This is a genomic window from Exiguobacterium sp. MH3 (assembly GCF_000496635.1).
Classification (GTDB): domain Bacteria; phylum Bacillota; class Bacilli; order Exiguobacteriales; family Exiguobacteriaceae; genus Exiguobacterium_A; species Exiguobacterium_A indicum.
This window is the reverse complement of record NC_022794.1, coordinates 1,436,227-1,448,481: the sequence shown is the minus strand read 5'-3', so window position 1 is coordinate 1,448,481 and position 12,255 is coordinate 1,436,227. Positions and strand designations below refer to the sequence as shown.

Here is a 12,255-nt window from a genome sequence, read left to right as displayed (position 1 = left end):
ATTACAGTTTTGAAAGAAATAATATTCCTGTTAGTGATAGGTTGCTTCCCTATACATAATACCATTTTTTACATTATTTTGAATCAAAAAAGATCGTTTTTATATTTGTAATCCTTCAAGATTGTTTCCGCGTCTTTAATCGTCCAATCTGCTATCGATTCTGAAGGATGTTTTTCAAGATATGCGTCCATGATATCTTTACCTAATCGGTACATACTCCACATAGGTATATCCTGTTCCTTATTGCCGTCCATGATATCATCTTGCGTTAACTCACCATTTTTCATTAAACGTAGAACACGCTGTTTCGTCTCTTCTTCTAATGGCTCGACCCAAGCTGGTGTCACTCCTTTAACCACGTGTTTCGCGAACTGATCCGCTTTTCCTTCAAGAAGGAGTGAATGGATCAGTGGACTAGCTTCATCTTCTAAGGATGTATCTAGCTTCATCCGATCATACAAAGCAGTATGATGATATTCATGGGCTACCGCATAATCTAACATTTTCTGATCGTAGTCAGCGGTAAGGAATAGCATGAAGCAATCTCTAGTTGCCAGTCCTGCGACACCTCCCATGACATCCATACGCTCCATGAATTCCGTGTTAACAGGCACGATGAATATCGTATTCGTTTGCTTTGGTAATGCCCGATGTGAAGCAGTGTAACTTTTTTCAATGATTGTTTTGATCTCTGTATCTTGTTTCATCAGCTCTTTCGTCCGACTTAGTAATTGTTCTTTATACTCAGTTGCTTGTAGCATAAAGTAACTTTTCATATATGTTAGATCAAGATTCTGTTGCTCACCAATTTCATCGATGTAACCTAAGACATGTTTTAGGTAACTGTTCGTGTTGTCGTCTGAGTTCCCTGTCTGCATCGCTTCTTCTAAGTACTGATTGTATTGCGTATAGAGCGGAACGATCTTGACCTGATCATCTTGACCAATCTTGATCGTCTTATTTTTAATCGTTTCGTCGTTTTGTGAAAAGAAGTTTTCTGCCCTTTCCCAAACGGTACACCCCGATAAGGTAAGCAATATCAAACAGAGTAATACGAGCCATCCTTTTTTCAATATAACCCCTCCCTCAGATTCATGTCTCAATATTTCATACTGTCATTTAATAACAAAAGTTTCATATTTTACATAAAGAAATCCATATCTAAATTGATTAGAAACAAAAAGAACCTTGAAGCGTCGCAACACTTCAAGGTTCTCCTTCTTTCATGATCCCGTACTCGCGAATGCCTTCAGTCCAAACAACCAGAACCGATAAGCAATCAAACAGGCGATGATCGCGACAAGTGGTGTCGCAATCGCCATTACGCCATAGCCTCTTCCGTCAAAGAAATACATCGCCGGATAAAAGGCAGTGAAGCCGAACGGGATGATGTAAGTCAAGACGAACATCAACACCTTCGAGTAGATCGTCATCGGGTAACGAGCGAAATCACTCAAACTGAAAACTGCTGAGACGATCGGTAAACTGTCGACCATCCAAAACGAGAACGTCGCAAAAAACAGATTGATCGCGATATAGAGCATTCCGCTCGAAAGAACAAGTACGATCAGCATCAAGACATCACCGAAGCTCCAGATCATGTCGAGGTGATCGGAAGCAACATAGAGCACCCCACCACCAATCAACAGTTGACCGAACCCGTCTTGCTGGACACGCTCCGCGATGATTTGAAACAACGGATTGACTGGTCGCATCAACAACCGATCCAGATTCCCGGTCCGAATGTACTGCCAGCCGATCGTCCACAAGTTATCAAAGAAGATATGGTGTAAGGCTCGTCCTAAAAAAGCGATCCCGTAAATGAATAGAATCTCGTAAAAGTCCCAGCCGTTTAACGTCTCGATATGCTGAAAGACGACCGACAGGAAAAAGAGTGAGGCGAACTGTTGACCGAAGACCGACAAGACACCGATCAGGAAGTCAATTCGGTATTCCATCATGACCTTAAAATGACTTTTGGCATATAGCCAGTAGAGTTTTATGTATCGTTTCATCCACCGAACACCGTCACTTTCCGGATCGCGAGCGCGAACGTGATTCGCAAGATGACAAAGAATCCAATCAACCAGCCGATTTGAATCAGTAACGCTTGCAGGATGCCGCTTGCGCCGATCTCTCCCGTATAGATCGCAACCGGGACGTAGACGAGTGAAGCGAATGGTAAGTATAGACTAATCGTCTGAAACCAGTCCGGGAACAGCGTCAACGGAACGATCGCACCGGACATGATCGTGATGACGGCGTCCTGTAAGACGGATAGTCCCCAAATGTTGACGGTATAGAACGCGAAGATGCCGACGAGCAAGTCAATCAATGTCGCGAGCAACACGGCACAAAGGACACTACCAACGAAGGCGATGCCAGCCAACCACGACTGTGGTCGATCCACGCCGATGAACAAGATCGAGACGAGGACGAGTGGCAGAATCGAGCGGAACAAGACCGAGACTTTTGAGCCGATATCTTGAGCGAGTAGTTTATCAAGCAAGTGATACGGACGGAGTAACTCGACTGCGATTGCCCCTTGTTTGATCATCCGGGCGAGATCACGTCCGGCACCCCCGCGGAACTGATCGATCATCGTCGCAAGCACCGCATACGTCAGCATCGTCGACAGTGAGATACCGGAGACATCGGTCTTATTGGCATACACGGCTTGCCAGAAGAAATAGAGGATGAACAAGCGCATCGTCACGCTGAACATGCTTGCCCAGTACCAGGCCGTGTAGGCGAGATCAACCTTGATTTGGGACCGCATCAATGCGGTATATTTACGGATTCTCATGCGCTGATCCCCGCTTGGTAGAGCTTACGGATTAACGTCTCCATCTTCGGGACGGACACGGAGACGTCCCGAACGGCGTACAGCGAAACGATTTCCTTGATGACTTGACCGCTTGACAGTTCTCGGTCGTCGAAGGCGAGCTCATACGTTAGTTCATCCGTCTCAAACACAATCACACGATTGATCAACGCTGTCGGTAAAGCGAACGGCACCGGTTCTTCGAGCGTGATTCGAAGTGTCCGCTCGTGACTGAAGGATGCCTTCAACTGATCGATCGTATCGTCATAGATGATTTTACCGTCGTCTAGGACGATCACCCGGTCACAGACTTCCTCGATATCCTGCATGTCGTGCGTCGTCAAGATGACGGTCGTCCCCCAGCGATCACTCATCTCGCGGATGAAATGACGGATCGTCTCCTTGATCTCGATATCAAGCCCGATCGTCGGTTCGTCGAGATAGACGACTTTTGGTCGATGCAGGAAGGCTGCGGCTAGTTCACAGCGCATCTTTTGTCCGAGCGACAGTTGTCGGACTGGTACGTCTAAGAGCGGTGCCAGATCAAGCTTCTCCCGAAACCACGCGAGCGTCTCGGCAAACTCGGACGTCGGCACTTGATAGATTTCCTTTAACAGCTCAAACGATTCTTGGACCGGAATGTCCCAGAACAGTTGTGTCCGCTGACCGAAGACGGCTCCGATTTGTGACGCGTTCTTGACGCGGTCGGCATGTGGATCAAGTCCGAATACCCGGACGTTCCCCGCGTCCGGACGCAGGACACCAGCGAGCATCTTGATCGTCGTCGATTTCCCGGCACCGTTGAAACCGATATAGCCGACCCGTTCTCCTGGCGCGATCGTCAAATCAATCGCTTTGACCGCCTCTTTCGTCCGGTACGTCCGGTGAAATAACGCTTTGATCGCTCCGCGTAGTCCCGGTTCCCGTTCTAGGATTTGATAGTGTTTCGTCAGTCCTGTTGCTTTGACGGCATATGGTTGCATGTATTCTCCCCCTTTTGTGCAAACGCTTTCCGAAAACGTAGTATACCAGAAAAATCCAAGAGTCTTCCATCTCTTTTGAAAATTTTTCTCGATATTCTGACGCTGTCGCGTAATAATAGATAAAAAAAGGAGTGGTCTGACCATGCTATTACGCCATATGACACATCGGCATCACATGAAATCAATCGTGACGCGCGGTGGATTGTCACCGACATTTCAAATCGATGCACCAACAGGCTGGATCGCCTTTGAAGTCGATCCTCCAAGCGCAGCGTATCAAACGCACTTTCATCAATTAAAAAATGATTGGCAGGATGGAGATGTCGTTACGCTCGAATTCGACGGAGAGCGGATGCAAGCAGCAGGCTTCGAGATGCTGCAATCGCAAGAAGACGACCGCAGCCACCAGGCAGAGAGATTAGGCGTATCCATCGAGGAAATTGGCTCGTATGCATTCATTCGTAATTTCGTCTCACTTGATTATCTCGTCGAGTCTTCACGTGAGAAAATCTCAGAGTATTATTGATTTTGAAAAAGAAATTTGATCTTTTTTAAAAGATACGGAAATCAAGATATTCTCATACATCTTTAGGGTATGATTGGCTATAAAGAATAAATATTCACTGAATGAAGCATTTTTTTGTAGTTATTTTTCAGAACTCATTTGAGAGGAACACGAACATGTGGAATACACTGAACCATCTTATCCTCAACGTCGCTCTGACCTTTTTCTTCGTGCTCATCTCCCTGTTCTTTTTTAAACGATTTCAGTTTCGAAACACGCTCGACAGTTGGCTGAAGAAAAATCTGTTAGTACTGATTCTTGCGACAGGTGCCGGCTACTGGGTCATCCATAATGCCATCACCTATGAGGGATTTCAATTCGATTTATCGATTACCTTGATTGTCGTCGCCTTCATTTATGGAGGTATTAGTAGCGGCTTCATCACGACCCTCGTCTTCGCTTCCCTTCAAACGTTCGTTTTTGATTCCGCTCATGCCTATTGGCTGATCGGTACGTATCTGATTGTCAGCATCGTTGTCTTGTACTTACAAAATGAAGCACCGGATCGATTCATCTCGTTTCCAATCATTTTCGGCATTGCACTCATTCTCTGTTTACCATACGTTCAACATGTTCAACCGAATGACGTGACAGCGATGACGATCTTTCTCGTCGGGAATGGTTGCGCCGGTCTCCTCTTGCACAGCATCTTGCATCAAGTCCGCTGGCACTTCACTCAAGTCCGGATGCATCGGCGTCTTGCCTTGACGGATACGTTGACAGGGCTTGATAATCGACGTCGTTTAGAAGAGACCGTCCTACGTTACAAATCACAACAGACGGACTTTTCAATCATGATCATCGATGTCGATCATTTCAAACAGGTCAATGATACTTACGGTCATGACCGCGGCGATCATATTTTACGGCAAATCAGCTCTTTGCTAGCATCGTATTGTCCCCCAACTTGTGTGCTCGGACGATTCGGCGGTGAAGAGTTCATGATGCTGTTGCCGGAGCATTCGTTGCCGGAGACGCGTCGACTCGCGGAACAAATCTGTGAAGCCAGTGCCAAACGGACGTATGAGTTATCAGCGACGGAACCGTTGCAAGTGACGTTATCGATTGGGGTGTCTCGCCAAACTCATCAACCGTCTGAGACCCATAATTTTCTGCAGACGATCCAGCAGGCAGACGCTGCCCTCTATCAAGCGAAGAAGAGTGGTCGGAATTGTGTCTTTCATCATGACCCGTTGCGATGAATACGAAAAGTGCCCCCTCGCGTGACGTGGAGGGGGCACTGCTATCTGAAATGGAGGAACGAACGTGGAAATCACGAATGTCTTACGCTTTACCGATCGCGATGGCTTTCGACAGTGGCTGACGAAACACGCGAATCGCGCGACCTTCTGTTGGGTGATTCTCAGTCGAAAACAAATCGGGGACGGTTTACTTTATCTCGATGCCGTCGAAGAGGCACTTTGCTTCGGCTGGATTGATGGAATTGCAAAGAAGACCGAAGACGGCGAACTGGCGCAACGATTCACCCCGCGTCGAAAAAACAGCAACTGGACCGAACTGAACAAGGAACGAGTCCGTCGCTTAGAGCGCCTCGGCTTGATGCAACCGTCCGGACGACAGGTTCTACCAGACATGTGTGCTGATGCGTTCGTCATTGATGACACGATCCAAGCGCGCCTACAAGAAGACCCGGTCGTCTATGAACAGTTTAATGACTTCCCGGAGCTCTATCGACGCATCCGGATCGATACGATTCAAAGTGTACGCAAGGATCCCGTTCTCTATGAAAAACGTCTGCAGACGTTGATTGAAAAAACGAAACGGAATCAGATGTACGGTCAGTGGAATGACGGGGGTCGTCTTTTACTCGAAGATGTTCCGGAGACGGAATCAGAGGCTAGTCGGTCAGACCGCTAAGAAAATCTCTTCTAACGATTGACGTTCGATCTGCACCTCGTAGACTTTGACGTCTTGTTCCGCAAGCATGACGAGTAACTCTGGAATATCCTCTTCCGTCGATAAATCAAGCCGTGTACAATCATCGGTTTGCGACAAAAGCCGAGCGTATGCTGGCAGATGCGATGGCGCTAATCGCGGAAAAGTCCGAATACGGATTTGAATCTCCTGCCTCATTGCTTCTTGTAAGGACGCAACGGTTCCACAGCGGACGATTCTTCCCTCCGTCATGATGGCGACACGGTCACACATCTTTTCGATCTCATTCAAGTTATGCGAGGTTAAGAAAATCGTTTTTCCGTCCGCTTTTAATGCAAGCAACAATCGCTGGATCTCGATCGCCGATTCTGGATCAAGACCGGACGTCGGTTCATCTAAAAAGAGTAATTCCGGATTTCCGGTGAGCGCTTGTGCGATACTGATCTTTTTCTTCATCCCGAACGAGAAGCTCCCGATTTTTTGTCGCTCCGTCCCGCTTAATCCGACTTGTTCAAGCAATCTTCTAACTTCTTGCTTCGTGATGCGAACTCCTGATAATCCTGACATATAGTTAAGAAACGCACGTGCCGTCATATCATGATACAGATTCGATGTATCCGGCATGACCCCGATCCGTTGTTTGATGGCATCCAGACGATCAGCGGATTCACCGAGAAGTGCGACGGTTCCGCCTGTCGCTTGTGTGATTCCGGTCATAATCTGAATGAACGTCGATTTCCCAGCACCATTACGACCTAAAAAACCAAAGATTTCTCCTCGTTCGACCGTCAAATTCACTTCTCGTAAGACTTCCTTCGCACCGAACGATTTCTTCAACCCATTTACTTCAATCGCACTCATATTACAAATCCTTTCGCTTTAACGTGAGATAGGAGACTGTCAAAAACAACCCACTCCATAAAACAGGTAACAGTAATAACGTCCCAGACATTATGACAGCGTGGTACGGCAAGATGTATTGAAACGGTACCAGGTACCATTTTTCCGAGAACGCTGACCAGAGACCGATGATCGGGACGACAATCCCGAGAAATATACCGAGAAACATCGTCAAACCAGGCTTCGCAATCATCGTAGATAAAAAGATGTTGAAACTGGTGATGTATAGGATGACGATCAGAACCGTCAGATAATCGATCCAGAACCATTGCTGCGCGTAGAGCGAGACAATCAGGAAATTGATCGTAAGCGTCGCGCACCAGAATAACAATGATCCGAGAAACTTCTCCAAAACGATTCGCAGACGCGACGTCTTCGTGACCAGTAAACGAATCGTCCGTGTCTCGATTTCACGATTGATGATGTCGTGTGATAACGCAGCCACGAACAGAAAACCGAAGAACAGGATGAAGAACTTAATGCTTGAAGTATAGGCAGACGGTTGATTAACGCCAGCAAGCAGTTCCGGATGCCTCGTCAAATACGATGCTGTGAAGACGGACGTGATCGTCAGAAAAAGAATCAATAGAATCGCTTTGATGCTTTTGAAGCTGCTCGTGAATTCTTGTTTTACGATTGGAAACATGACGGACTCCTTTGGACATATTTTTGATTAACGCAAGCGTTGTTTTACTTTCGTGACAAGGACACCGAGTCCATATAAGGTAACGGCTGTTAAGAGCATCGTGAAGATGGTTTCCATGTGAATTCTCCTCTATGTAAATGACGTGTTATCTTACTCTACGCTACTCCTTAAAGAAATTTTCCTTATTTTTCAATTCCCAACATTCTCCTCATGGTACAGTAAAAGAAAAAAGGAGACGGCAAATGAAACGTTATACGATCACCTGTCAGCAACAATCCGTCCACATTACGGAATGGGGAACCGAACAGCTTCCGACGATTGTCTGCTTTCATGGACTCGGCAGTACGAGTCTCAGCTTCATCGAAATCGCCGAAGCGCTCGCTGATGAATTCCGTCTGATTGCGATTGATTTACCCGGTCACGGCAAAACACCAGCTTTCTTAGATCCTCTACACTATCGCATGAAACCCTTTACGGACTGGATCGACGAAGTCTTACACATCCTTGATATCAAGCGGTTCTATGCCTTGTCGCACTCATGGGGAAGTGTTCTGTCACTGTATTATTTGATTGAACATGCGGATCGTGTGCTCGGCACGATTCTGATTGACGGCGGCTATCATAGTAAACGGCTTTACGGTCTTTCCGTAGAGGAAGAAGTCGTCTTTTATGAACAAGATTTCGAGGATTCCGTTTCGACATGGGACGAATTTTTAGACGTTGCTGTCTATGCTCCGGATGCACGTCGCTCGCACTCCCTCGATTTAGCTGGTGCCGATCTCCTTCGGATGGAGGAAGGACGATTCCACTGGCATGCGCGAGGAGAGACGGCTGCTGCGATCGTACGCGCGCTTCACCACGAGGATGTTCTTGATTTCCTCCCGGACGTTCCACCAGCGGACATTCAGTTGTACGTCGCAACGTTACCGACGGATCAAGCATCGATCCGTCAGCAGGCAACGAACCGATTACATGAGATGACGCAAGCAACGGTCCATTTCGTTCCGGAGACAGGACATCTATTACACTGGGATCGTCCTGACATAATCATCAAAGCGATTCGTCACTACTGGACGTCCGGAAAAATATTGTCTTCCATTCGAAAAAATAGTTTATTATGGAATAAGAGTAAAAAGAAGGGGTTCATATGTTAAAACGGTTAACGTTCGATTGTGTGACCTTATGCGTCGCGATCGTCGCTACCCTTGTCGCAGCACGCCACTCAACTGGAAACACCATTTCGTTTGAAGAGCCATTATCGGTTTACCTCGCGATTGGACTAATTGTCTTCTTATTCTTACCACTGCTCGTCCTATCATTTTTCGAACATCCTGTCCTGAAGATCATCAATGTCGTCTATCAATCCTTGATCGTCTTCAGTTTCGTCGGACTGATGCCCGTCAGCTTCTTGATTCCGAATGGATCCTCGACGATCATCGTCGCTGTCCTTGGAACAGTCGCAAGTCTTGCTAGTGTCATCGTCGCTACGCGGAGTACGACGTTCCAACCTGTCTTAAAGTGAATCGACTACCTGAGCAGGATGTCTCTCTTGACATCCTGCTTTTATCGTTTTAAGTTGTATATACAAACGTTATGGAAGGAGCATGATTCATGTCATTGATTCAGGAAGAGGAAGACTTATTGACCTACTGTCTCTATTTCACATCGAGCCGCTTTGCCCGTAATATCGCAAAATTGGCTGATCAAGCCATCGATGGTGAGCTCGCACCCTCTTATTACTACATGATGCTCGTCGTCCATTTCCATCCAGACATCACACAAAAGGAATTGAGTCAGCGCTTATCACTCGCACCCTCAACGAGCACACGGTTCTTAGACAAACTCGAAGCACTAGGATGGATTCATCGTACGTCACGCGGGAAACAATCTCACGTCCGCTTGACGACAGAGGGGGAAGAAGTTTACGGCTCGTTTCGTCAATCGTTGAAGCAGTTATTCGCTGATTATGCGGCGATTCTTGGCAAGGACGAGAGTAAGCAACTGAGCAAATCACTTCGGGATGCAAATGAAAAACTTGAGCGTGCTTGAGTTTTTTTGCCCTAACGTTTGTATATACAACTATTGAGGAGTGTTTTCATGACTACACAACAGACCATAGTAATCATTGGCGCCGGTCCCGGAATCGGATATCATACGGCACTTCGTTTCGCACAGGACGGCTATCGCATCGCACTGATGGCGCGGGATGAACAACGTCTTCAATCACTCGTCACTCGCCTGACAGATCAAGGATACGATGCGACCGCTCATGTCGCGGATGTACGAACTACCGTCTCGCTTGCGGCGCAATTTGAAGTCATTAAACAGATTCATGGCTCGATTGATGTCCTGCTTTATAATGCGCTAGCTAACACGCCAGGTCGTCCAACAGTGTTACGCGCAGAAAATTTACGCGCGGACTTCGAAGTCAATGTCATCGGTGCACTCAACAGCGTCAATGCAGCACTCCCGTACTTATCACCTGACGCATCGATCCTCCTGACAGGTGGTGGACTTGGGCTCTCACCTATTGCCGAAGTCGCTTCTTTATCGCTCGGTAAAGCGGCACTCCGAAATCTAGCGTATAGCTTGCATGACGAGTTGAAGGAACAATCGATCCATGTCGGAACGTTGACGATCGCCGGTTTCGTCAAAGAAGGAACCTACTTTGCACCACAGCATATCGCGCAAGCCTTACATGAGCTTCGTCAAGATCGAGCTATCGAACGCATTTACAAGGAGGAACAACAATGAAGACACTCGTTATCGTCGCCCAGCCGGATCTAACAAACTCTCGTATCAATCGAACGTGGATGCACGCGTTTCAACAGCAAGAAAACGTGATGGTTCATGATTTGTACGCCGCCTATCCCGATTTTAAGATTGATGTAAAACGGGAACAAGAGTTATTGATGGCACACGACCGGATCGTACTCCAGTTTCCGTTCTTTTGGTATAGCAGCCCCGCTTTACTGAAACTATGGCAAGACGAGGTACTTGCTTACGGCTGGGCTTATGGTCAAGCTGGTACACGATTGCATGGGAAGGAACTGTTACTCGCTTTTTCAACGGGCGGTCCAGCGGAAGCTTACCAACCGTCGGGTTTAAATCGCTTCACGTTTGATCAATTGACGACACCGTTTCAAGCGATGGCGAATTTGACGGGGATGACGTTTTTACCCCCGTACATTTTGTCCGGCGTCCGCACCTTATCCGATGAAGCATTAGCAAAGGCAACGGCATCTCTCATCGAACAGACACTTCAAGTTCCCATCCGAAAGTGAGGTCTCACATGGCACGTTTTCTCTACCAGACACGTGAATTCGACTGTCCGGTCCAGCTCAGCATGACCGTCTTGATGGGCAAGTGGAAAGTGTTAGTCTTATGGCAACTGTTCTTAAAAAATCGTCGGTATGGTGAATTGAAACGTCTCGTTCCCGGCATAAGCCATAAAGTCTTATCGGATACGTTAAAGGTGCTTGAAGAGGAACGATTCATCTTCCGTCACGACTATCATGAGAACCCACCGCACGTCGAATACGGTCTGACGGATCAGGGACGTGACCTCGAGCCGATTCTACGTGCCTTGCAACAATGGGGAATGCAGTATAAAGCACCCCACTCACCTTAATGTGCGTACTTGTCCTTCTGAACGTGTTTGATACGATGACATTAAGTCATCCATCACACCACGAACAGGAGGATTTTTTCATGAAAACGATCTTACTCGTCGTCTCGAATACAACCGTCTCATCGACAACACAATGGCCGGTCGGGTTTTGGTTATCAGAGTTGACCCATCCGCTGGAAACGTTTCAAAAACACGGGTATCACGTAACGATTGCAAGTCCAGATGGCGGTAAAGTTGACTGGGATGCACTCAGTGATCCTACTGATCCAAGCGGATACTCGGCTCATGATCAGCTCTCACTGTCGTATCGGGATAACCCTGAATTTTTGACACGCCTGTCAACGACACCGCGCATCGATGATCTGGACCTCACCGGATTTGATGCCATTCTCGTCGCTGGTGGTCAAGCCCCGATGTTTACGTTTGAACAAGCCACTTCACTCCATGAAGCCTTTCTCGCCTTTTATGGTGCAGGAAAACCATCAGCGGCACTATGTCACGGTACGAGTCTATTACTTTATCTAAAGGATGGCGCGCGCCCGTTCGTCAAAGACAAACGCATGACCGGCTTTACGAACGCGGAAGAAGCTCTAGCTGATCAAGCAACAGGCATGCGTGTCATGCCGTTTCGCATCGAGGAGGAAGCGAAGCGTCTTGGTGCGGTGTTCGTCTCCGCCTCCCCGTGGACACCGTTTTCAGTCGTCGATGGACATCTCATCACCGGGCAACAGCAAGAATCGGGACAGGAAGTCGCAATGCGTGTCATCGAATTGCTTGAAGCATAAGGGGGTCTGAACATGCACGAATGGT

The 12,255-nt window shown here is 47.4% G+C and carries 16 protein-coding genes; 10 read left to right on the top strand and 6 right to left on the bottom strand.

What is annotated here, in order from left to right; all coding sequences use genetic code 11:
• Positions 1 to 83: 83 nt before the first annotated feature.
• The 4 genes from U719_RS07555 to U719_RS07540 form a co-directional block, all read right to left on the bottom strand.
• Complete coding sequence (locus U719_RS07555) at positions 84 to 1,073, bottom strand: DUF2268 domain-containing protein (protein WP_023468159.1); 990 nt, start codon at positions 1,071 to 1,073, stop codon at positions 84 to 86.
• Positions 1,074 to 1,223: 150 nt separating this feature from the next.
• The gene (locus U719_RS07550; RefSeq protein WP_023468158.1) at positions 1,224 to 2,015 is read right to left on the bottom strand and encodes an ABC transporter permease; all 792 of its coding nucleotides are present in this window, start codon (positions 2,013 to 2,015) and stop codon (positions 1,224 to 1,226) included.
• Positions 2,012 to 2,806: an ABC-2 family transporter protein gene (locus U719_RS07545; RefSeq protein WP_023468157.1), complete on the bottom strand. Its 795-nt coding sequence runs from the start codon at positions 2,804 to 2,806 to the stop codon at positions 2,012 to 2,014. Before U719_RS07545 ends, U719_RS07550 begins: the two co-directional genes overlap by 4 nt.
• Complete coding sequence (locus U719_RS07540) at positions 2,803 to 3,807, bottom strand: ATP-binding cassette domain-containing protein (protein WP_023468156.1); 1,005 nt, start codon at positions 3,805 to 3,807, stop codon at positions 2,803 to 2,805. The genes U719_RS07545 and U719_RS07540 overlap by 4 nt, the downstream gene beginning before the upstream one ends.
• 142 nt (positions 3,808 to 3,949) lie before the next feature.
• Here U719_RS07540 and U719_RS07535 point away from each other — a divergent pair, with 142 nt between their 5' ends.
• From U719_RS07535 to U719_RS07525, 3 genes are all read left to right on the top strand, one after another.
• The gene (locus U719_RS07535; protein WP_023468155.1) at positions 3,950 to 4,333 is read left to right on the top strand and encodes a hypothetical protein; all 384 of its coding nucleotides are present in this window, start codon (positions 3,950 to 3,952) and stop codon (positions 4,331 to 4,333) included.
• Positions 4,334 to 4,488: 155 nt separating this feature from the next.
• Positions 4,489 to 5,574: a GGDEF domain-containing protein gene (locus U719_RS07530; RefSeq protein ID WP_023468154.1), complete on the top strand. Its 1,086-nt coding sequence runs from the start codon at positions 4,489 to 4,491 to the stop codon at positions 5,572 to 5,574.
• A 64-nt stretch (positions 5,575 to 5,638) separates the two neighbouring features.
• Positions 5,639 to 6,250, top strand: a complete 612-nt coding sequence (locus U719_RS07525; protein ID WP_023468153.1) for a YdeI family protein — start codon at positions 5,639 to 5,641, stop codon at positions 6,248 to 6,250.
• Here U719_RS07525 and U719_RS07520 read toward each other — a convergent pair.
• Both U719_RS07520 and U719_RS07515 read right to left on the bottom strand, forming a co-directional pair.
• The gene (locus U719_RS07520) at positions 6,239 to 7,129 is read right to left on the bottom strand and encodes an ABC transporter ATP-binding protein (protein WP_023468152.1); all 891 of its coding nucleotides are present in this window, start codon (positions 7,127 to 7,129) and stop codon (positions 6,239 to 6,241) included. The genes U719_RS07525 and U719_RS07520 overlap by 12 nt on opposite strands.
• Before the next feature lies 1 nt (position 7,130).
• Entirely contained in the window at positions 7,131 to 7,814 is a 684-nt protein-coding gene (locus U719_RS07515) for an ABC transporter permease (protein WP_023468151.1), read from the bottom strand.
• Positions 7,815 to 8,056: 242 nt separating this feature from the next.
• On the opposite strand from U719_RS07515, the gene U719_RS07510 reads away from it, so the two are divergent.
• From U719_RS07510 to U719_RS07480, 7 genes are all read left to right on the top strand, one after another.
• On the top strand, positions 8,057 to 8,968 hold the full coding sequence (locus tag U719_RS07510) for an alpha/beta fold hydrolase (RefSeq protein ID WP_023468149.1): 912 nt from the start codon (positions 8,057 to 8,059) through the stop codon (positions 8,966 to 8,968).
• Positions 8,962 to 9,336, top strand: coding sequence for a hypothetical protein (locus U719_RS07505; RefSeq protein WP_023468148.1), 375 nt, complete (start codon positions 8,962 to 8,964; stop codon positions 9,334 to 9,336). The genes U719_RS07510 and U719_RS07505 overlap by 7 nt, the downstream gene beginning before the upstream one ends.
• 89 nt (positions 9,337 to 9,425) lie before the next feature.
• Positions 9,426 to 9,863: a MarR family winged helix-turn-helix transcriptional regulator gene (locus U719_RS07500; protein ID WP_023468147.1), complete on the top strand. Its 438-nt coding sequence runs from the start codon at positions 9,426 to 9,428 to the stop codon at positions 9,861 to 9,863.
• Positions 9,864 to 9,911: 48 nt separating this feature from the next.
• Positions 9,912 to 10,568, top strand: coding sequence for an SDR family oxidoreductase (locus tag U719_RS07495; RefSeq protein ID WP_023468146.1), 657 nt, complete (start codon positions 9,912 to 9,914; stop codon positions 10,566 to 10,568).
• A complete protein-coding gene (locus tag U719_RS07490; protein WP_023468145.1) occupies positions 10,565 to 11,098 on the top strand; it encodes an NAD(P)H-dependent oxidoreductase in 534 nt (177 codons plus the stop codon). Before U719_RS07495 ends, U719_RS07490 begins: the two co-directional genes overlap by 4 nt.
• Before the next feature lie 8 nt (positions 11,099 to 11,106).
• Complete coding sequence (locus U719_RS07485) at positions 11,107 to 11,445, top strand: helix-turn-helix domain-containing protein (RefSeq protein ID WP_023468144.1); 339 nt, start codon at positions 11,107 to 11,109, stop codon at positions 11,443 to 11,445.
• Between the two features lie 80 nt (positions 11,446 to 11,525).
• Positions 11,526 to 12,230 carry a type 1 glutamine amidotransferase domain-containing protein gene (locus U719_RS07480; RefSeq protein ID WP_023468143.1) on the top strand — a complete coding sequence of 235 codons (705 nt, stop codon included), beginning with the start codon at positions 11,526 to 11,528 and terminating at the stop codon, positions 12,228 to 12,230.
• Positions 12,231 to 12,255 lie beyond the last annotated feature (25 nt).

Bases quoted from the DNA above. Each gene is read 5' to 3' on its own strand.
- U719_RS07550 (WP_023468158.1), bottom strand. From the start codon at position 2,015: ATGAAACGATACATAAAACTCTACTGGCTATATGCCAAAAGTCATTTT.
- U719_RS07545 (WP_023468157.1), bottom strand. From the start codon at position 2,806: ATGAGAATCCGTAAATATACCGCATTGATGCGGTCCCAAATCAAGGTT.
- U719_RS07540 (WP_023468156.1), bottom strand. From the start codon at position 3,807: ATGCAACCATATGCCGTCAAAGCAACAGGACTGACGAAACACTATCAA.
- U719_RS07535 (WP_023468155.1), top strand. From the start codon at position 3,950: ATGCTATTACGCCATATGACACATCGGCATCACATGAAATCAATCGTG.
- U719_RS07530 (WP_023468154.1), top strand. From the start codon at position 4,489: ATGTGGAATACACTGAACCATCTTATCCTCAACGTCGCTCTGACCTTT.
- U719_RS07520 (WP_023468152.1), bottom strand. From the start codon at position 7,129: ATGAGTGCGATTGAAGTAAATGGGTTGAAGAAATCGTTCGGTGCGAAG.
- U719_RS07515 (WP_023468151.1), bottom strand. From the start codon at position 7,814: ATGTTTCCAATCGTAAAACAAGAATTCACGAGCAGCTTCAAAAGCATC.
- U719_RS07510 (WP_023468149.1), top strand. From the start codon at position 8,057: ATGAAACGTTATACGATCACCTGTCAGCAACAATCCGTCCACATTACG.
- U719_RS07505 (WP_023468148.1), top strand. From the start codon at position 8,962: ATGTTAAAACGGTTAACGTTCGATTGTGTGACCTTATGCGTCGCGATC.
- U719_RS07500 (WP_023468147.1), top strand. From the start codon at position 9,426: ATGTCATTGATTCAGGAAGAGGAAGACTTATTGACCTACTGTCTCTAT.
- U719_RS07495 (WP_023468146.1), top strand. From the start codon at position 9,912: ATGACTACACAACAGACCATAGTAATCATTGGCGCCGGTCCCGGAATC.
- U719_RS07490 (WP_023468145.1), top strand. From the start codon at position 10,565: ATGAAGACACTCGTTATCGTCGCCCAGCCGGATCTAACAAACTCTCGT.
- U719_RS07485 (WP_023468144.1), top strand. From the start codon at position 11,107: ATGGCACGTTTTCTCTACCAGACACGTGAATTCGACTGTCCGGTCCAG.
- U719_RS07480 (WP_023468143.1), top strand. From the start codon at position 11,526: ATGAAAACGATCTTACTCGTCGTCTCGAATACAACCGTCTCATCGACA.